Genomic DNA, 20,752 nt, shown 5'->3' with positions numbered 1-20,752 from the left:
AAGATCGATTGAGAAACAAGTTATAATGGTATTTTTTAAGAGGGAAAAGGAACAAGGAAAGGTTTAACATCTATTTGCATGTAGACGAAATAAAGTAACTTTGATATCTTTGAATAATGAAATTTGATTTTTTTAAAATAGTAATCTAAAAGATAGATATAGAAACTTAAGGAAGAGGAGGAATAACTATTGAAGAGAATTGGACTAGCTTGGCAAATTCTTATTGGATTAGTTTTAGGAATCATTGTTGGTGCTATTTTTTATGGTAACCCACAAGTAGCTTCTTATTTACAACCAATTGGTGACATCTTTTTAAGATTAATAAAAATGATTGTTATACCAATCGTCATTTCAAGTATCATTATTGGGGTTTCAAGTGTAGGTGATACAAAAAAACTTGGTCGATTAGGTGGAAAGACAATCCTATATTTTGAGATTATTACAACAATAGCGATATTATTAGGTCTCGCTGTTGCGAACATCTTCCAGCCTGGAGCTGGGGTGGATATGGGATCAATTCAAAAAACTGATATTAATAGTTATGTAGAAACTGCAGAGAATGTAGAAAGTCACGGGATTGCTGAAACGTTTGTAAACATCGTACCTAGTAATTTATTTACGGCATTTGTAGAAGGAGATATGCTAGCAATCATCTTTTTCTCCGTGATATTTGGTTTAGCACTTACAGCAATTGGAGAAAGAGGAAAACCTGTCTTAGCATTTTTCCAAGGTACAGCAGATGCAATGTTTTACATGACAAATCAAATAATGAAGTTTGCTCCTTTTGGTGTTTTTGCTTTAATTGGAGTCACAATCTCTAAATTTGGATTAGAGTCGCTTATTCCACTAGGTAAATTAGTTATTACAGTTTATCTAACAATGGCTTTTTTTATCGTCGTTGTTTTAGGTTTAGTAGCAAAGTTAGCTGGAGTGAATATTTTCCAGTTTCTGCGTCTCATTAAGGATGAATTGTTATTGGCATATTCAACAGCAAGCTCGGAAACTGTATTACCTAGGATTATGGAGAAAATGGAGAAATTCGGCTGTCCAAAAGCCATTGCATCCTTTGTCATTCCAACAGGTTATTCTTTTAATTTAGATGGTTCAACATTATATCAAGCATTAGCAGCTGTTTTTATTGCACAAATGTATGGAATTGATCTATCAATCTCACAACAGATTTCTTTAGTGCTTGTTTTAATGGTAACATCTAAAGGAATTGCGGGTGTTCCAGGTGTTTCATTTGTTGTACTTTTAGCAACATTAGGAACTGTAGGAATACCGGTAGAAGGCTTGGCATTCATAGCGGGAATCGATCGTATTTTAGATATGGCAAGAACAGCAGTAAATGTTGTTGGTAATTCACTAGCAGCTGTTGTTATATCTAAATGGGAGGGAGAGTTCAAGCCAAGAACTGCTTTTTCCAAGCATATTGCATAAGGTTTAATAAGAGGCTGACTCAAAAGGTTCTGACCCCCACACTAGTGGGGGCAGGCCCTTTTTTTGATTCAGCCTTTTTCTGCCTGTCAAAAATGATGAATGACCTTAACGTACATAAAAGTTCTTGGATGCTGAAACAAGCAGCTTAAATGAGGAAGAATTTCTGTTTATGTCAAGAAAAACCAAGATGCCAAATACAAGGCAACAGGCATTTCATGGCTAATCTCGGGATAGCGGGTGAGTTTATGCCTATGTTAAAACACGTCAAATTCTAAAAGAACAAAAATCCTCTTCTTAAACGAAGAGGGTTTTTCTAAATTTTTTAACTAATTATTTTATAAACCTTCCACCTGGTTATGATGCTATAAAGGGGAAATTCAAAAATGCAATTTAATGCTTTACTTCGTGTATATTCGTTTGTTTTAATGGTTGGTGAGTAAATAGTTGCTGCTCTTTTTATCTAAATAATATAATAATGCTTCAATACTTCTTATTAGGTGAAATTGAGTTAAAATATTAACATATGTTAGTATTTAGTTTTGTAATTATTTCTTATAAGAATGAGGGAATACGATGTCTACAAAAACAAAAGAGTCAAAAAAGATTGCTAGGTATTCACTAATAATAATGGGAGTAGGTTTTACTGCAACTATCCCTTTTCAAGGCTCGTTTTGGATAGATTTATTACAAGGGGGATTTGAGGCGGGTCTAGTTGGTGGATTAGCTGATTGGTTTGCAGTTACTGCACTATTCCGTCATCCACTTGGATTACGAATCCCACATACGGCTTTATTGCCCAATAATCGAAAAAGAATGACAGATGCACTTGTTACTTTGCTGAAAAATGACTGGCTTTCTAAAGAAAGTATCCAAGAAAAAGTAAAAAAAATCCACTTTACAGAAAAGCTAATGGTGGTTTTAGTAAAAGAGATACAAACTGATGCTTTTAAAAAAGGCCTTATTGAGCTAATCAAGCAAATGATTCGTTATATTGAAGTTGAAAAAATGACACCTTTCGTTAAAAAACAAATAGAATCCGCCCTTTCTAACATTGAAATTAGCAGATTTATTCAAATAGTAAGTTCACAGCTAATTAAAGAGCAGTTTGATAGGAAGGCTTTGGATTATATTTTGAAAAAAGCTGAGACATGGTTAAGTAAAGAACAAACCAGTCACAGACTAGGAACTATTTCTATGAATGTACTAAACAAGATTGAATTAGATGGTATTCTTCAGTTTGCCCTGAAATCAATTCAGAATCTACTTGATGAGGAAAAACTAGGGAATATAATTAAAAACCTTTTGTTAAGTGTTATAAAAAGTTTGAAACATGAGGAAGAACCGAATAGAGAAGCTTTAATCTTATATATCCGGAACGAAATACAAGTTATTAACGATAACAGTGAGCTGCTAGATAGCGTTGAAAAATGGAAAAATCAGCTTCTTGCGAATTGGGAACCTGATCAAAAAATAACGGAAAGTCTACGACAAATTCAACAAAATGCATTAGATTTAGTAGGAGATGAAATTTTTATAGATACTTATCTTATTCCACTGATTAATCACCTACTAGACAACCTAAAAGAAAAAAACACAACCATCGATAAATGGATACAAAAACAAATAGCAGTTCTTATTGAACATAATCACTCGAAGATAGGCAATCTTGTCCAAGAGAATTTAGATAAATTAGATACTGATGTTTTGATTGATATGATGGAAAATAATATTGGTAAAGACCTACAATGGATTCGTGTTAACGGAGCGGTTTGTGGTTTTATTATAGGGATAATCTTAACAGGAATACAAGCTTTAGCAAGCCTTGCATAATACCTATTACTTCTATGCTTGACAATAAGGAAAAAGATAGAGGAAGAGTTCAAACAAAGTCATCTCCAGACAAACAAACAGGAAAATAAGCTTCTTTATGTGGAATTACTGTTTAAAGAGCTTGTAGAAATGCTCCTAATTCTACAAGCCCTTGATTAATCGGATCATTAAAAGTCTTATATCAAATCCATGTATCCAAATCCATATACTGAGCCAATTGTCAATGCGATTGTCCATACAGCAAGACTAACTGCCATCCAAGTGATAACACGGGAACGAGAAGATCCAAAAGTGAGTGCCAATAACGCAGCTAAATCTGCGCCAACTAGACCAGGGGCAAGTAATGCAAGCCCTGGAAGCCCATATCGTTCCCATATTCTTCTTGCTCTTGTTTCCCTTTTTGAAGGTGCAGTAATCCCCTTCTTTTGTCTTCTTTTCTCTCTCCACTTCGAGAACTGTTTAAAAAAGAGTCCGAAAATCAATACCATTAAAAAGTTCCCTGCAAATCCAATTATCCCTACTGCAACAGGTTGTAATCCCAATGCTATTCCAAGGGGGACAACAAGAAATACATCTAATAAAGGTGCTAACGCGAGCAAAAATAATATAAAATATTGCCATATACCATCTGTTTGTTGAAGCCATTCAACCATATTTTATAATCCTCCAAAATCTTATATAAAGTACCCTATAACCTACGAATACCATATACGTACTAATTTACAAAAAGTTTCATGGAATACCAATTTAAGTAATATTTTTATTGCAACTTACGAACATTTGCTATTTATTTTCAAAGAGTAAAACCAAGACAACATAGGGAGGAGAAAAAGGATTTATTAAAAAACTTTTATTATTTATAAAACTAAAAAAAGGCTTGTAAAGAAAAATTGTAATTTCTACAAGCTGTGCAAAAAGATATGTTATAAAATAAACAATCTCTTTTATTATTTAAATTGTTCAGATGCGTTTAGTTAAGCTTATATTTATCCCTAAGAGACTCTGGAGCCATCTTAATCATTCTCTCCAAAACAAATGTAGCAATCACAACATCGTCGACAACTCCGATAAGTGATAAAAAATCTGGAATTAAATCAAAGGGAAAAAACGCATAAGTCAGTATTAATAATACTCCAATTGCCTTTTTTTGTACCTCAACCTCTTTTGAAATAAAGAATTCTTTCAAAAATGGGATAAACTTCCAAAACTTAAGGATAAATTTGATTCTTTTAAAATACTTGAACAAACGAATCGCCCCTTTTATGGTCTAATCGAATAGCTTTGAATGGTTGATACTATACTATTATGAAATCTAGGAGGGTTTTTCGTTTCTAATGTTACAGATGCAATGAAACTTGTTTCAATAATTGTTACTAATACAATACCCAAAAATAGATTACGTATTAACGTAAATGACAATTAAAATCGTTTCTCCTTAAAATAAAATCTTTTTTATACCGGATTAACTAGCAGGGTTTTTATCTGCGCAGCAATCTCCGATAAGTTAAGTTCATTCATGAGAAGTCGATTTTACATTGTGTATCTTCCTTTCCTTTCAATTGCCTATTTTCTTAGATTACTTGAATGATATCCTGGTCTTTACTTTCAACACCTTGATTAAAGGTTAATCTCGTTTTAAAGCGGTAAGATATTCTTTCTGATGAAGTTGGAATCGTTTCAGGTAACTTAAAAGTAAATGAAACTTGATTGTCTTCTTCCGAGTTAATCAGTTTAGAAGACAAAACGGTTGCTGTATCAATGACCTTTTCCTGTCCAGTCGATTGATCAAGCATGACTAAATCACATTCAATTCTTTTTAGTTGTTGTTCAATTGTTCCACCTTTTATATAAAAATGTCCGTTAATTAGTTCACCTCTACGATATGATTCCTTTGGTAAAATAAGATCAATGATCGCAGAACCTACGCCTAAAAGAGACATATATTTTCTTAGTAACATTCATATTCCTCCTCGTTTTATTTGCTTTGTTTAATATATTTTTGGTCGATTCGTTTTTCAATTTTTTCAAGTTGATTTTTATCTTTGAGAAGTTCCTCTTTGTTTCTTTTCATTAGCTCTATGAAAGACACTTTTTTCATTTTGAAAGCTCCTTTTATCGTTCCCCTAGTAGGAAAAGGGATAATAAAAAACCTTTACCATCATTGGTAAAGGTTTTAGAAAACAAATAAAGACCTTTACCGAATAGTAAAGGTCTTGCTAACAACATTACGTTGCCAACAAAGCCGAGAGTGGGAAAACTCCGTAATGACGACTTTGTTGTTAAAGCTACTCCCCTTTAGGAGATACGATTTATTATTTGAGTTAATCATAAGATATTTTGAATAAAGCGTCAACAGGTATTCGATGGATTTTTTAGGAAGAATGTGACAATTTTGTTAATGGGTGTTCTGATCTGTATAAAATAAACCAAAACAACTGTGAAAGGTAATGATCTATTTATAGCTTTGTGAAAAAGATTTTTTTAAGATAATATTAGAAAAGATGACATAACTATTTAGGAAAGAATAAAGCTTTTTCTAGTTGTTTTCAGAAGTCATTACATAATAATTCCTATCTATATGCAAATAACATTTTCATAATATAAGAGATAAAAGATTTAGGAGGAAAAGAAGAAAAATGTTTAAAAAGTCTTTAACAACTACGTTTGGTTCACTGCAGTGGTTGTTTTTTATTTTTGCTAATGTTGTTGTGGTCCCAATCTCTATTGGTGTTGCATTTGAATTACCTTCATATGAAGTGGCGACAATCCAACGGAGCTCTTTTATTTTTACGGGAGTTGCTTGTATGCTCCAAGGGATAATTGGGCATCGATATCCAATCATGGAGGGTCCTTCCGGTGTCATTTGGGGACTTGTTCTTAATTTGTGTTTTTCAGCTTCAGTACTAGGAATGAGCTTGATGACAATTGGTGGAGGAATTGCTACAGGTATGATGGTAGCAGGTATTTTTACAATCATCATATCTGTCTTTCGTTTATATTGGCTTTTACATAAGCTCATTACACCTATGGTTATGAGTGTTTATTTATTTTTACTTACCTTTCAACTGATCATGATATTTTTTAAGGGAATGTTAAAAATAAATGAAGATGGAAAACTAGATTTACCTATTACTCTGTTTTCAATAGGAATCGTCATCTTTGTGAGCTTGCTAAATTTAGTAGGAAATAAAGGTGTCGGGAATTTTTCTATTTTAATAGGAATGATAGTAGGATGGTTAGGATATTCATTATTATTTTCTGCAGAAGTTCCGAATATAAGTAGGACTGCTTCGCTTACATTATTTCCTCTTGGACAGCCCAATCTGGAAATAGAAATTATCGCGATTACCTTTCTGGGGTGCTTGGTTAACTTAAGTAATACAGCAACTTCTGTTGAAGCAACAGCGAAACTCTATTATGAACAACCTACTAAACAGAGGTACAGAAACTCTTATTTATTAACTGGATTATATGCAGCACTTGCTCCTGTATTCGGGCTAATCTCCTATTCTCCATATGCTTCATCGATTGGATTTTTGGAGAGTACGAAAATGGTTAAAAAGAAACCCTTTTTAATCGGGGGTGCGCTAATGATTCTTCTTGGAATTATTCCTGCGCTAGGTTCTCTACTGGCTACACTTCCAATTACTGTAGGGAATGCAGTATTGTTTGTTGCCTATATTCAATTATTCGGAACTTCTTTAAAAAGCTTAAATGGCTATACCTTTACATCTAAAACAATATACAGGCTTGCTATACCAGTATTAGTAGGAGTTTGTATTATGACATTAGACAGCGAGATATTTACAAGTTTGCCGATTTATCTCCAACCATTAATCGGGAATGGATTTATTATGGGTGTTCTATTGTCTGTCTGTTTGGAAAAAATGATAAATTGGAAGAAGGTTGTAGAGTAACAAGAACGAATACCTATAAACTAGGAGGCTGACAAAAGTCAGCCTCAATCATTATGCTTCTTAGTGGAAATTGGGAATTGTAAATGAACACTCCGTAGGATTTCTATTTCACATGTTATTAGTTTGCTCTTATTTCGTTCAAACACAATTACTCCCCAATTCATTGTTTACTGCATTTTTAACTACCCTATACAGTTAATTGAAAGCGTTATCTAACTGCGGATCTTCAACTTAGAGAAGTATGAAGATAAATCAAAATCAAAGTAAACAAATATATTCACGATAAAACAAACAAAAACGGGTATCAAAACAAAAAGAAAAGTAGTATAATCATTTAAAAGATAGCTAAGAAGAAATTGGTACATTTTGAATGGAGGTTAATAGATGAGGGTCTCTCTTTTTATTACTTGCTTGGCAGATGTTTTTTATGCGAACGTTGGTAAACATACAGTAGAGCTATTAGAGAAACTTGGCTGTGAAGTAGATTTTCCTGAACAACAAACATGCTGTGGTCAGCCTGCTTATAATAGTGGTTATCATAAGGAAACAAAGGAAGTTGCAAAACATATGATTCGAACCTTTGAGGATTCAGATTATGTAGTTGGACCATCTGGTTCATGTGTTGCAATGCTTCGTGAGTATGGTCATTTATTTGAAAATGAACCTGCTTGGAAAGAAAAAGCAGAAAGATTAGCAAGTAAATCTTATGAATTAACACAGTTTATTGTTGAAGTATTAAAGGTAGAAAACGTGAATGCTAGTTTACCAGCATGTGCTACCTATCATAAATCTTGTCATATGACACGTTTGTTAGGTGTGAAGGATGCTCCAGGAAAGCTTTTAGATCATGTAGAGGGCTTGGAGATTAAACCACTTCCGAATAGCCAAGATTGTTGTGGATTTGGTGGAACTTTTTCTGTGAAAATGGTGCCAATTTCAGAACAGATGGTAGATGAAAAAGTACAGCATGTTGAGGAAACTGGAGCAGACATTTTAATTGGTGCTGATTGTGGTTGTTTAATGAATATCGGTGGAAGAATTAACCGAAAAGGAAAACCAATCAAGGTTATGCATATTGCTGAAGTACTTAATAGTGAGGTGAAATAACCATGGCAATGAAAATTGGTGAAGATAAATTTTTTGAACGAGTAGATAAAGGTGTTCAAAATACATTTATGCGTAATGCTGTTGTTTCTGCTCAGGAGCGGATGCAAGGCAAACGGTTAGCAGCTGTAGAAGAGCTAGGTAATTGGGAAGAATGGCGTAAACTTGGTGAGGAAATCAGAACTCACACGCTTGAAAATATAGATTATTATTTAGAACAACTTAGTGAAAATGTGACAAAGCGTGGTGGTCACGTATTTTTTGCTTCAACAAAGGAAGAAGCAAATGAGTATATTTCAAAGGTAGCAAAAGAAAAGCAAGCAAAGAAAGTCGTAAAGTCAAAGTCAATGGTAACAGAGGAAATTAATTTAAATGCAGCTTTAGAAAAAGCAGGCTGTGAGGTCATTGAAACAGATTTAGGAGAATATATTCTCCAGCTTGATGATCATGATCCACCATCACATATTGTCGTACCTGCACTGCATAAAAATAAAGAACAAATTCGTGACACGTTTAAAGAAAAACGAGGCTATGATAAATCAGAAATTCCAGAAGAGCTTGCACTTTTTGCAAGGGAACAGCTCCGTCAAGAATTTTTAAGCGCAGATTTAGGAATAACAGGATGTAATTTCGCTGTCGCAGAATCAGGTTCAATTAGTCTTGTGACAAATGAAGGAAATGCCGGTCTTGTAACCGCTTTACCTAAAACGCAAATTACAGTAATGGGAATGGAGCGAATTGTTCCTACGTGGGAAGAGCTAGATATACTTGTTAGTTTACTTTGTCGAAGCTCTGTAGGGCAAAAACTAACTAGTTATATTACCGGTTTAACAGGCCCTAAGGATGAAGGTGATGTTGACGGTCCAGAGGAATTCCATCTTGTCATTGTTGATAATGGACGATCAAATATATTAGGTACTGAGTTCCAAAGTGCTCTCCATTGCATTCGTTGTGCAGCATGTGTCAATGTGTGTCCTGTTTATCGCCATATTGGTGGTCATTCATATGGTTCAATTTATGCAGGTCCAATCGGTGCTGTCTTAACACCCCTTTTAGGTGGTTATGAGGATTACAAAGAGCTTCCCTATGCATCATCTCTATGTGCTGCATGTACAGATGCATGTCCTGTGAAAATACCACTTCACGAATTGCTGATTAAACATCGAAGAAAAATTGTAGAGGATGAGAAAAAATCTCCTTTTGCAGAAAAGCTCGCAATGAAGGGATATCAGTTAGCTGCTAGTTCACCTAGTCTTTATAAGGCGGGTACAAAATCAGCATCTACCGTAATGGCACCTTTTACACAAGCTAACAGCATTCAAAAAGGACCTGGTCCAATGAAACCATGGACAGATGTCCGAGATTTTCCTGCACCTAATAAAGAGAGATTTAGAGATTGGTATAAAAAGAGAGAGAAAGGTGAGGAGTAGGAATGGGAAAAGGACAAGTGTACAATCGAGATTCATTCCTAAATAATGTTGTTGCCAAGCTTGGACGTGAGCGAAAAACAAATGTCTCTAAGCCTGTGTGGACAACTACCCCACAATTCGATGTACTAAAAGATGCATCAAAAGATGAATTAGTAGATGTACTGAAGAAACACTGTGAGGTTATTCATACACAGTTTATTGAGACGAATTTAGAAGAGCTTACACAAACAATACGTAATGTATTTGAACAGTACGAGGTTGGTAGTGTCGTGACTTGGAAAGATGAGCGCCATAGAGAATTCGGATTAGCTGAAGGACTACTCACACAATTACCAAACGAAGGTACCAGCGTTCATATTTGGGATCCAGCATTAAAGGAAAAGAATATCCAAGCCGCTGAAAAAGCAGATGTTGGGATCACCTTCAGTGATATTACACTAGCTGAATCAGGAACGGTTGTGTTGTTCAGTAACGAAAATAAGGGTAGGTCTGTAAGTTTATTACCGAAAACCTATATTGCAATCGTGCCGAAAAGTACGTTAGTCCCGAGAATGACGCAAGCTACATCAATGATCAGTAAACAAGTTCAAGCAGAGGAAAAAATCTCATCTTGCATAGATTTCATTACTGGGCCAAGTAATAGTGCAGACATTGAACTGAATTTAATCGTTGGGGTACATGGTCCGATCAAAGCAACTTATATCCTGGTTAACGACAAATAAAGAAGAATTTCAAAAATAAACAAAAAACATATTCAAAAATAAACAAAGATATTGTATAATGAAAAACAGATAATCAAATAAAAAAACAGAAACAAACAATATAGAGGAGGAAACAAAATGGTACAAAGTTTATGGAATAAAGAGCAAGCTTCAGTATTACCTCAAGGGGTAGAGGAATTAGTATACCGTTCCAACCTAATCGGATCAGATCGCTCAGTTTGTAACTGGGGTGGCGGAAATACGTCAATGAAAACAATTGAAAAGGATTTCCGTGGCCGTGATGTAGAAGTTATGTGGGTAAAAGGAAGCGGTTCAGATTTAGCAACGATGAAAACTCATAACTTTACAGGCTTAAAAATGGAAGATATTCGTCCTTTAATTGAAAAAGAAGAAATGCCTGATGAAGAAATGGTTGCTTACCTTGCACATTGCATGATCGATAGCAAGCACCCGCGTGCATCAATCGAAACACTTTTACATGCATTCTTACCATTTAAGCATGTTGACCACACACATCCAGATTCAATCATCAGCGTTTGCTGTGCAGATAATGGCCGACAAATAGCTGAAGAGATTTACGGAGACCGCTTCGTATGGGTACCATATGTACGCCCAGGATTTACATTATCAAAAATGATCGCAGAAGGTGTGAAAAACAATCCAAATGCAGAGCTAGTACTAATGGAAAAACATGGTCTAGTTGTTTGGGGAGAAACAGCAGAAGAAAGCTATGAAAAAACAATATCAATCATCAATGAAGCAGAACAATATATTCAAGCTAGAGTTGTAGAGGAAAACGTATTTGGCGGACAAAAATACGAAGCACTTTCAGAGGAAGATCGCAAAAATGTTTTAGCGCAAGTAATGCCAGTTATCCGTGGTGCTGTTAGTGACGAAAAGAAAATGCTATTAACATATGACGATGCTGAAGATGTCCTTCAATTTGTAAACAGCAACAATGCACCAGAACTATCACAAGTTGGAGCAGCATGCCCTGACCATTTAGTTCACACAAAGATGACGCCATTATACATCGAGTGGAATCCACAAACAGAAGATGTTGCTAGCTTAGTAGAAAAAGTAAAAGCTGGTATTGAAGGCTTTAAAGAAGAGTACAAAGCATACTTCGAAAGAAATAAAAACGAAGGTGACCAAATTTCTGAAGCAGCTCCACGTGTAATTTTAATCCCAGGAATCGGGATGGTTAACACTGGGAAGAATGTTGCGAATGCAAACGTGAGTGGCGCATTATACCACCGTGCAATTGCAGTTATGAAAGGGTCTACTACTTTAGGAAGCTTCGTTTCTCTGAACGAAAATGAATCTTTCAATGTTGAATATTGGCCACTAGAGCTTTACAAATTATCATTAGCTCCTGCTGAAGCTGAATTTTCAAGACAAGTAGCATTTGTAACTGGTGGTGCAGGTGGAATCGGAAGTGAAACTTGCCGTCAATTTGTTGCTGAAGGTGCACATGTTGTCATCGCTGACCTTAATCTTGAAGGTGCGGAAAAGGTAGCAGCAGAAATTAATGAACAATACGGCGAAGGTCGTGCAATTGCTGTAAAAATGGATGTAACTAGTGAAGAAGCAGTTCAAGCAGCATTTGTACAAACAGCGTTATCTTACGGTGGTGTAGACATAATCGTAAACAATGCAGGTCTTGCGACATCAAGTCCATTTGATGAAACTTCTTTAAAAGAGTGGAACCTTAACATGAACGTACTTGGAACAGGATATTTCTTAGTTGCTCGTGAAGCGTTTAAACAAATGAAATCACAAGGCGTTGGCGGAAACATGGTGTTCATTGGCTCTAAAAACTCTGTATATGCTGGTAAAAATGCAGCAGCATACAGCTCTGTTAAAGCGATGGAGACTCACCTTGCAAGATGTATCGCAGCAGAAGGCGGAGAATTCGGAATTCGCGTAAACTCTGTACTTCCAGACGCAGTACTTCAAGGATCAGCAATTTGGGGTTCAAGCTGGAGAGAAGAACGTGCAGCAGCGTACGGAATTCACCCAGACCAATTAGAAGATCACTATCGTAAACGTACGACTTTATTAGTGAACATCTACCCAAAAGATATCGCACAATCGATTTTATTCTTTGCTTCTTCAAAATCAGATCGAACTACAGGATGTATGCTAACAGTTGACGGTGGAGTACCAGCAGCATTTACTAGATAATAAACAAAAGCTCAGGGCGCCCGTTTAGCGACGTATGAACTGAGCTAGATGTTAAAGCACAAAATTAACATTTCAAGAAATTAACAAAATTCCTAGTAAGTTACTAAAAGATCAAGGTGTAATAGGTTAGAATACTATTACACCTTAATCTATAATTAAGAGATGAAAATGAATATAACCACAAATATGAAAACGCTTTACTTAAGAAGTTGACAAGGGGCTATGCGTTAATTGTGTACTATGTCATAATATTTATTTAGAGCCTACAAGCGTAAGAAATAACTTTTAGCACGTAAGCTCAAATCTCATAATATAATTTCCTCATTGTGAGTAACTGGGAGGGTATGAATACAGATGCTTGTAGCAGAAAGACATCGTAAAATTGTTGAAGTTGTAAATGAAAAACTAAGTGTAAGAGTAACAGAGTTAAGTAAGATATTTAAAGTCACTGAAGAAACGATTAGACGTGATCTCGAGAAATTAGAAAAAGAAAATTTACTGCGCCGAAGCCATGGTGGTGCAGTTAGTATTCAAGACGAGCAATCAGAGGTTTCTTATACAGAAAGAGAAATAACAAACTCGCTGGAAAAGAAATCTATTGCAATAGAAGCGGTAAAACTCATTCAACCTGGTGAGCAAATTGTTTTAGATGCAAGTACAACTGCATGGTATATGGCAAAGGAAATGCCAGATGTACCATTAACCGTTATCACTAACTCAATAAAAGTGGCTGTTGAACTCAGTAAAAAGGAGCAGGTAAAAGTAATCTCAACAGGAGGTATGCTTCTACCAAAATCATTATCATATGTTGGTCCTTTAGCAGAAAGATCACTAAACATGTATCATGTGAACAAAGCGTTTATTTCCTGTAAAGGAGTACACATTGAAGGTGGATTAAGTGACTCAAATGAATGGCAGGCGCTACTGAAAAGACAAATGATGTTAATATCTGATCAGACCATTCTAATGGCTGATTCTACTAAGTTTGGTGTTCGTACCTTTGCTCATATTACTGAGATCGGGCAAGTTAGTTGTGTACTTACAGATTCCAATATCGATGAAGCCTATAGCAGGGCATTAGAGGAGAAGGGTGTAAAAATCCGAACTGTTGGGGTTAATCAGTAACAGAGGATGACTCAGTGAAGCAGCAGCTTCCCCAACCTAAATAAATAGGTGTTAAAGGAGAGGGCGGACCTAAACGAGTCAGCCTCTTTTTCTAAAAAATCAACAAAGAAAATCGTGAGGAATGATCATGAATTCTGAACTTTTACAAGAATTACTCCAATTAAATAGTGAAGAAAAGTTGATGCTTCAACAAAAAAATGAAGTAAAAAAGGAACTATACACAAGTCAGGATCATTTTGTCGTTGAAAGTGAGAAATTCCTAAAGCATAATACAATGATCATGGTACGTAAGCATACGAGATTTGTTGATTTTCCAAAACATAAACACAATTATATTGAAGTAAATTATGTTTTTAATGGAATGCTTAAGCAAACAGTTGGAAATGAACGGTTAATCTTAAAAAAAGGAGATCTACTCTTTTTAAATCAACATATTGAGCACGAGCTAGAGGCATGTGGTGAAGAAGATATCATCATTAATTTTATTATCAGACCCGAATTCTTTTCGTTTATCTTTTCCTATTTAACAACAGAAAACTTAATAAGTAATTTCCTAATTAATAGTTTATTTAACCAGACGCAAAATGGTCAGTATCTATATTTTGCTGTATCAGAGGTAGTAAGTATCCAAGAGTTGATTGGGAAAATCATTCTGGAAATTATGAATCCTTCAATTATGTCTGAATCGACGATAAAATTATACATGGGCCTGTTAATGGTCGAGCTCATTAAGCATTCTGACAAGGTGAGATATAAAGAGGATTCACATAAACATCGAACAATAGTAGAGTCCTTAAAATATATAGAAGAGCAGTTTAAACATGCTACATTATATCAATTAGCTGATAAACTAAATCAGCCACACTATACGTTAAGTAAGCAAATTAAAAAGGCAACTAATTTTACATTTAAAGAACTACTTCAAGAGAAAAAACTAAGTGTCGCAAAGGAATTATTAGAAAATACCTCGCTATCTATTACTGCAATTATTGAGCAGGTGGGGTATGAAAATATTAGCTATTTTTATCGTGTGTTTAAAGGCAAATACGGTTATACACCAAAGCAATTTAGAGAGAAATTGGTTAAATAATTCAGAAGAAAAGTTCCTATCTTTCAAGTTTATTGAAGAAATATGGCTTTTGTATGCTTTGAGAAGAAAAGTGCAAATAAGGACAGTGAAATAGTTGAATTACGTTATTGGATCTTCTATTTATTTGTTCTAATATGTAAATAGGCAAACGTTTTCAATAAAGAGGGTGAAGATAATGAGCAAATATAGCTTAGCAGTTGATATAGGTGCATCAAGTGGAAGATTGATTCTCGGACATCTTGAAAATGGAAAACTGCAATTAAACGAAATTCATCGATTTGAAAACAATATTGTTCAGAAGGGTGAGCATTATTGTTGGGATGTAGACAAATTATTCAATGAAATAAAAGCTGGAATAAATAAATGCAAGGATTTAGATGTTAAGCCAGAAAGTATTGGCATCGATACGTGGGCTGTTGACTTTGTCTTATTAGATGAAAATAATAAGCCATTAACAGATGCGGTAGCATATCGCGATCCGCGAACAGATGGGATGATGGACGAGGTATTCAAAATTGTCCCAAAGGAAAAGCTTTACCTTGAAACAGGTATTCAATTCCAAAAATTTAACACTATTTATCAATTATATGCGCTAAAACAGAAGTCCCCAGAGGTTCTTGAAAGTGCGAAAGCGTTTCTTATGATTCCAGAGTATTTTAACTTTTTACTAACTGGTAAAAAAGCAAACGAATACACGAATGCAACATCGACACAACTAGTGAATGCATTTACGAAAAAGTGGGATCATGAATTATTGGACAAATTAGGGATAAATAAAGAGATGTTCCAGGATATTAAAACACCAAAAACGGTGTTAGGAACCCTTTCTGAAGAACTTGTATCTGAATTTGGATTTGATATGAAGGTTGTTCTTCCTGCTACACATGATACAGGATCAGCTGTAATATCTGTACCTGAATTAGAGGATACGATTTATATCAGCTCTGGTACATGGTCATTAATTGGCGTTGAAAATCGCTTCCCAATTTGTGTCCCTAAAGCTCTCGAATACAACTTTACTAATGAAGGTGGAATCGACTATCGTTTCCGTTTTCTAAAAAATATCATGGGGCTTTGGATGATCCAGGAAGTAAAAAGGAATTACAACGACAAATATACATTTGCTGAATTAGTTGACCTAGCTCGCGCAGAGAAAGAGTTCAACTCAATTGTGAATGTTGATGATGATCGTTTCTTGAAACCAGAAAATATGATTGAAGAAATTCAATACTACTGTAAAGAAACAAATCAACAAGTGCCACAAACACCAGGGCAAATTGCAAAATGTGTGTATGAAAGTTTGGTAGACAGCTATAAACATGCCATCAATGAAATAGAAGAAATTTTCGAAAAGACATTCCCTAAGGTAAATGTTATTGGTGGAGGCTGTCAGAATGAAATGTTAAACCAAATCATTGCTGATGTGACCAATAAAGAGGTTATTGCAGGGCCAATTGAAGCAACTGCAATTGGTAATATTGTGGCCCAGCTTATGGCTCTTGGGGAAATTAAGGATATTTCACAAGCTAGAACGATTATTAAAAATTCTTTTGATGTAAAAACATACAAACAATCATTTGTGAGAGGATGAGAAATATGTCAGTTAAACAAAGTTATGAACTAGCAAAGAAAGAATACGAAAAATGGGGCATCAATGTTGATGAGGCTTTAGAAAAGTTAAAACAAGTACCAATCTCAATTCATTGCTGGCAAGGTGATGATGTTGGTGGTTTTGAAGTAAACAAAGGTGAATTATCTGGTGGAATTGATGTAACAGGAAACTATCCTGGTAAAGCTAGAACACCAGAAGAGTTAAGAAGTGATTTAGAAAAAGCTCTTACACTCATCCCGGGTTCGCACCGTGTGAACTTACATGCGATCTATGCTGAAACAAACGGTGAAGTAGTAGAAAGAGACAAGCTTGAACCTAAGCACTTTGAAAATTGGGTAAACTGGGCTAAAGAAAACGGATTAGGTCTTGATTTTAACCCAACGTTATTTTCACATGAAAAGTCTGCTGATGGCCTAACTTTATCACATCCAGATAAAGAAATTAGAGAATTCTGGATTAACCATTGTATTGCAAGCCGTAAAATTGCTGAATACTTTGGGAAAGAATTAGGAACACCGACTTTAACAAACATTTGGATTCCGGATGGCTATAAAGATGTACCAAGTGATCGTCTTACACCAAGAGTACGTTTAAAGGATTCTTTAGATAAAATCTTTGCAGAAGAAATTGATGAACAATATAATATCGATGCAGTAGAAAGTAAATTATTCGGTATCGGTTCTGAATCATATGTTGTCGGCTCACACGAATTTTATTTAGGCTATGCCTTGAAAAATAACAAACTATGTCTTCTAGATACTGGACATTATCATCCAACAGAAATGGTATCAAATAAAATTTCTGCGATGCTTCTATACAGTGACAAACTAGCACTACATGTATCAAGACCAGTTCGTTGGGACAGTGATCATGTTGTCACACTAGATGATGAGTTAAAGGAAATCGCTCTAGAAATCGTTCGTAATGATGCATTAGATAAAGTCATGATCGGTCTAGACTTCTTTGACGCAAGTATTAACCGTGTTGCAGCATGGACAATCGGAACTCGTAATATGATTAAATCCTTACTGAATGCTATGCTTGTACCGAATGATCATTTAAAACAATTACAAGAAGAAGGAAACTTCACTGAAAGATTAGCACTAATTGAGGAGTTCAAAACATATCCTTTCGGAGCAATTTGGGATTACTACTGTGAACAAATGGGTGTTCCAGTAAAAGAAACTTGGTTAGAAGATGTGAAGAAGTATGAGAAGGAAGTTTTATCAAATAGATAAATAGGAAAAGGGCTTAAACCACTTATAGGGTTTAAGCCTTTTTTTGTTGCTAAGGAAATTATAAAATTCTTGTACTGTGGATAAGCGCACGACATCCAGCTCCAGCGCCTAGCCCCTCGAGGTCATAAGCTAATTTAGAATTGAAGGCAAAGAACGCCTTCTATTCTAAATCATCTTATTTGCCCGAGGCTGATCAAGGCGCTTGCGCTTTTGTTCATGACTAGAAAAGGTTCTTTATTAACTTTACATAGAAAACAAATCAAACATCCTTCGATTATTACATCAATTTTAAATATATCAATATATTTAAAATTGATGATTTAAATCAAAAAATACTATTTTTAATAATATATAAATGAAAATTTGTTATGATAAAATAATGGCATTTTCTGATTGTGACAAAACTATGACATCTTTGTCTTTAATGTTTGTTTACATCACCATATAATGAAAACGTATTCAAAATACATAAAAATTTCTAAGGGGGATATGGAATGAAAAGGGATATTTTATTTAAAATGATTGTATTTTTAGCAATTATTTCACTGATTTTGACAGCGTGTTCATCAACATCTTCAACTAATTCTCAAAAGCCATCTGATACAAAGGCGAAAAATGCAGAAAACATTAACACTGAAGTACAAGTGGATGCACCGTTTGATGGATGGGTTGAAGGTTTACCTAAAATTACTGCTCCGGAAGGTTTTGATTGGAAACAGTTTGAAGGAGTTGAGTTAAATGTTATCACTGAAAACACGCCGCCATCATCCGCTCTTGCTGCAAACATCAATTTATTTGAAGATGTAACAGGAATTAAAGTGAATATCGAACAAAGTGATTTAGGAACAGTAGTTGAGAAAACAAGTCTTGATTTTAATGCAAAATCAGCAAAATATCATGTGATCTATGCGGATCCATATCAAATCTTAGCAAAGCATTCACAACATTTTGTAGACTTAAATGCATTTATTGATGAGAAAACAATGCCTGCTATCCCTGGCGGCTTAGAAGATTTCATCCCGAGTCAATTAGAAGTTAATGGATACATGGGGGATACGGAAGCTCTTTACACATTACCATATGACAATCCAACAATGGTATTAGCATATCGTAAAGACGTATTTGAAAAATATAAAGACGAATTTATGGCTGATAAAGGATTTGATTGGACACCAGGACCTGATTTAACTTGGGAACAATATTATGAAGCTGCTAAGTGGATAACAGAAAAAGCAGCCGCTGGTGAAATCACTGAAGTAAAATATGGTGCAGGACACCAAGCAAAGCAACATGACTCCTTAATGAATGACTATAGTAATATCCTTGCTGCATATGGTGGAGATTATTTCGAAGATACAGAATTAGGGGCGGTAGGTAAATCAAATCCAGGAAAATCTGCAATGACATCAGATGCTGCAAAAAAGTCTGCTGAACTTTATAAAAAAATCATTGATGTTTCAGCACCAGGAAGTACTTCTTGGGATTGGTCTGGATTAGGAGAAGGTTTTGCAGCTGGTGATATTGCGATGGCACCAGAATGGCATGAGTTCTCATCTATGTTCGAAAACCCAGATTCATCCAAAGTTGTTGGAAAAGTAGCGTGGGCATCATTACCAAAAGGTGATGTTCGTCATGCACATTCATACGGTGGAACAGGTATAGGTATTAACAAATATGGAACTGATGAAGAAAAGAAAGCAGCATGGTTATTCCTTGTTTGGGCAACCTCGCCTCAAGCACAATATATGATCTTAAAATCAGAGGTGGGTGGTTCAACGCCAACACGTCATTCTGTATATGAAATTGAAGAGGTACAAAAAGGTATGCAAGCTGGTACTGAAGAATCAAAACAAATGCCAAACTTATTACCAATGAAAGTTACTTTAGAGGCTTGGGAAGAAGAAAATGTGTACATGAGACCTAAAGTTCCTCAATGGCCACAAATAGATACATTTATTTTCACTGAATTATCGAAAATGTTAGCAGATCAACAAACTCCAGAGGAAACAGTTGAAGAAATTGCTAAACAAAGTAATCAAGCAACAGGAAATTAATGTATGTCTGAAAGATAGGAGGATTTCTCCTATCTTTCCTTAAAAGAAAGGAAGTGAAAACGCTTATGAGAACAAATGCAGAATATTCAAAATTGAAGGATAGCACCCAAACTAACTATAAAAAGGAAAAGTCAACTTCTTTTCTTAATCTATTAAACATAAAAAAATACAAAACAGAGCATTGGATGATTCTACCGTCGATAATTATTTTAGCTATTATCAGTATTTTTCCTTTCCTTTATTTGATTTATGCCAGTTTCATGGACTTTATGATCTCGTCAGATCAGCCTACATTTAATGGAATTACCAACTGGAAGAAGGTACTAATCAATGACACGTTTTGGGCATCATGGGGACGTACACTTATTTTCGCTGTTGTAGGATTATTACTAGAAGTTATGATTGGCGTAGGAATTGCCTTAGCAATCTATGAGTTACCAAAAGGAAGGAATCTAGTTGTTACATTGTGGATGATTCCAATCTTTGTTGCCCCGATTGTAGCGGGTTTATTAGGACGTTTCCTTTTGAATTCAACATATGGACTTTATGCTTGGTTATTGAGTCTTGTAGGTGTTGATGTCCAAATCTTAGGAGATGTAAAAACAGCATTAGTAGCTGTAATATTAATGGATGTTTGGGAATGGACTCCGTTAATTACCATGATTGTATTAGCCGGGCTTCAATCCTTACCAAAAGAACCTCTTGAAGCTGCTCAAGTTGATGGTGCGAATTATATGCAACGTTTAATTAAAGTCGTGTTCCCGCTTGTTTCAAGAACAATTTTAGTTGCATTACTTATCCGTTCAATGGATATTCTCCGCTTTGTCGATACAATTAAAATCACAACAGAAGGTGGTCCTGCTGATTCTACCAAAGTAATAGGTTTTTATTTAATGGAAGTGGCCTTTAAATTCCAGGATTTTGGTGCAGCAGCTGCATTAGGATTAACGATGTTGTTTGCGACCATATTATATTCTTAGGAAAACAATTCGTGAATTTCATG

Annotated in this window: 18 protein-coding genes; 13 read left to right on the top strand and 5 right to left on the bottom strand. The window is 35.1% G+C overall.

All coding sequences use genetic code 11. The features are described from left to right. Positions 1 to 189: 189 nt before the first annotated feature. Together I7822_RS03465 and I7822_RS03460 are read left to right on the top strand one after the other, a co-directional pair. On the top strand, positions 190 to 1,440 hold the full coding sequence (locus I7822_RS03465; protein WP_207975383.1) for a cation:dicarboxylate symporter family transporter: 1,251 nt from the start codon (positions 190 to 192) through the stop codon (positions 1,438 to 1,440). 573 nt (positions 1,441 to 2,013) lie between these two features. Next, the gene (locus I7822_RS03460) at positions 2,014 to 3,270 is read left to right on the top strand and encodes a DUF445 domain-containing protein (RefSeq protein ID WP_207975382.1); all 1,257 of its coding nucleotides are present in this window, start codon (positions 2,014 to 2,016) and stop codon (positions 3,268 to 3,270) included. Between the two features lie 176 nt (positions 3,271 to 3,446). On the opposite strand, the gene I7822_RS03455 is transcribed toward I7822_RS03460, so the two are convergent. From I7822_RS03455 to I7822_RS03435, 5 genes are all read right to left on the bottom strand, one after another. Then, positions 3,447 to 3,923 (bottom strand): small multi-drug export protein, encoded by a 477-nt coding sequence (locus I7822_RS03455; protein WP_207975381.1) that lies wholly within the window; start codon positions 3,921 to 3,923, stop codon positions 3,447 to 3,449. A 317-nt stretch (positions 3,924 to 4,240) separates the two neighbouring features. Next, on the bottom strand, positions 4,241 to 4,516 hold the full coding sequence (locus I7822_RS03450; RefSeq protein ID WP_207975380.1) for a YkvA family protein: 276 nt from the start codon (positions 4,514 to 4,516) through the stop codon (positions 4,241 to 4,243). Between the two features lie 14 nt (positions 4,517 to 4,530). After that, complete coding sequence (locus I7822_RS03445; protein WP_207975379.1) at positions 4,531 to 4,689, bottom strand: hypothetical protein; 159 nt, start codon at positions 4,687 to 4,689, stop codon at positions 4,531 to 4,533. Between the two features lie 152 nt (positions 4,690 to 4,841). After that, complete coding sequence (locus tag I7822_RS03440; protein ID WP_207975378.1) at positions 4,842 to 5,228, bottom strand: sporulation protein; 387 nt, start codon at positions 5,226 to 5,228, stop codon at positions 4,842 to 4,844. A gap of 17 nt (positions 5,229 to 5,245) precedes the next feature. After that, the gene (locus I7822_RS03435; protein ID WP_207975377.1) at positions 5,246 to 5,368 is read right to left on the bottom strand and encodes an FbpB family small basic protein; all 123 of its coding nucleotides are present in this window, start codon (positions 5,366 to 5,368) and stop codon (positions 5,246 to 5,248) included. 538 nt (positions 5,369 to 5,906) lie between these two features. On the opposite strand from I7822_RS03435, the gene I7822_RS03430 reads away from it, so the two are divergent. From I7822_RS03430 to I7822_RS03380, 11 genes are all read left to right on the top strand, one after another. After that, positions 5,907 to 7,187 (top strand): uracil/xanthine transporter, encoded by a 1,281-nt coding sequence (locus I7822_RS03430; RefSeq protein ID WP_207975376.1) that lies wholly within the window; start codon positions 5,907 to 5,909, stop codon positions 7,185 to 7,187. 384 nt (positions 7,188 to 7,571) lie between these two features. Then, positions 7,572 to 8,294, top strand: coding sequence for a (Fe-S)-binding protein (locus tag I7822_RS03425; protein WP_207975375.1), 723 nt, complete (start codon positions 7,572 to 7,574; stop codon positions 8,292 to 8,294). Positions 8,295 to 8,296: 2 nt separating this feature from the next. Beyond that, on the top strand, positions 8,297 to 9,721 hold the full coding sequence (locus I7822_RS03420) for a LutB/LldF family L-lactate oxidation iron-sulfur protein (RefSeq protein WP_207975374.1): 1,425 nt from the start codon (positions 8,297 to 8,299) through the stop codon (positions 9,719 to 9,721). 2 nt (positions 9,722 to 9,723) lie between these two features. Then, entirely contained in the window at positions 9,724 to 10,443 is a 720-nt protein-coding gene (locus tag I7822_RS03415) for a LutC/YkgG family protein (protein WP_207975373.1), read from the top strand. 117 nt (positions 10,444 to 10,560) lie between these two features. Next, entirely contained in the window at positions 10,561 to 12,630 is a 2,070-nt protein-coding gene (locus tag I7822_RS03410; protein ID WP_207975372.1) for a bifunctional aldolase/short-chain dehydrogenase, read from the top strand. Positions 12,631 to 12,984: 354 nt separating this feature from the next. Next, on the top strand, positions 12,985 to 13,755 hold the full coding sequence (locus tag I7822_RS03405) for a DeoR/GlpR family DNA-binding transcription regulator (protein ID WP_207975371.1): 771 nt from the start codon (positions 12,985 to 12,987) through the stop codon (positions 13,753 to 13,755). A gap of 127 nt (positions 13,756 to 13,882) precedes the next feature. Beyond that, positions 13,883 to 14,845, top strand: a complete 963-nt coding sequence (locus I7822_RS03400; RefSeq protein ID WP_207975370.1) for an AraC family transcriptional regulator — start codon at positions 13,883 to 13,885, stop codon at positions 14,843 to 14,845. A 175-nt stretch (positions 14,846 to 15,020) separates the two neighbouring features. Continuing rightward, positions 15,021 to 16,436 (top strand): rhamnulokinase, encoded by a 1,416-nt coding sequence (gene rhaB, locus I7822_RS03395; RefSeq protein WP_207975369.1) that lies wholly within the window; start codon positions 15,021 to 15,023, stop codon positions 16,434 to 16,436. 5 nt (positions 16,437 to 16,441) lie between these two features. Further along, positions 16,442 to 17,695 carry an L-rhamnose isomerase gene (gene rhaA / locus I7822_RS03390; RefSeq protein ID WP_207975368.1) on the top strand — a complete coding sequence of 418 codons (1,254 nt, stop codon included), beginning with the start codon at positions 16,442 to 16,444 and terminating at the stop codon, positions 17,693 to 17,695. Positions 17,696 to 18,189: 494 nt separating this feature from the next. Then, the gene (locus I7822_RS03385) at positions 18,190 to 19,749 is read left to right on the top strand and encodes an extracellular solute-binding protein (RefSeq protein ID WP_207975367.1); all 1,560 of its coding nucleotides are present in this window, start codon (positions 18,190 to 18,192) and stop codon (positions 19,747 to 19,749) included. Positions 19,750 to 19,814: 65 nt separating this feature from the next. Beyond that, on the top strand, positions 19,815 to 20,729 hold the full coding sequence (locus I7822_RS03380) for a carbohydrate ABC transporter permease (RefSeq protein WP_243459244.1): 915 nt from the start codon (positions 19,815 to 19,817) through the stop codon (positions 20,727 to 20,729). Positions 20,730 to 20,752 lie beyond the last annotated feature (23 nt).

Origin of the sequence: Metabacillus bambusae (assembly GCF_017497975.1) — a bacterium.
In the GTDB taxonomy this organism is placed as follows: Bacteria; Bacillota; Bacilli; order Bacillales; family Bacillaceae; genus Metabacillus; species Metabacillus bambusae.
The sequence above is the reverse complement of the archived record's forward strand: the minus strand, read 5'-3'. Positions and strand labels throughout refer to the sequence as shown.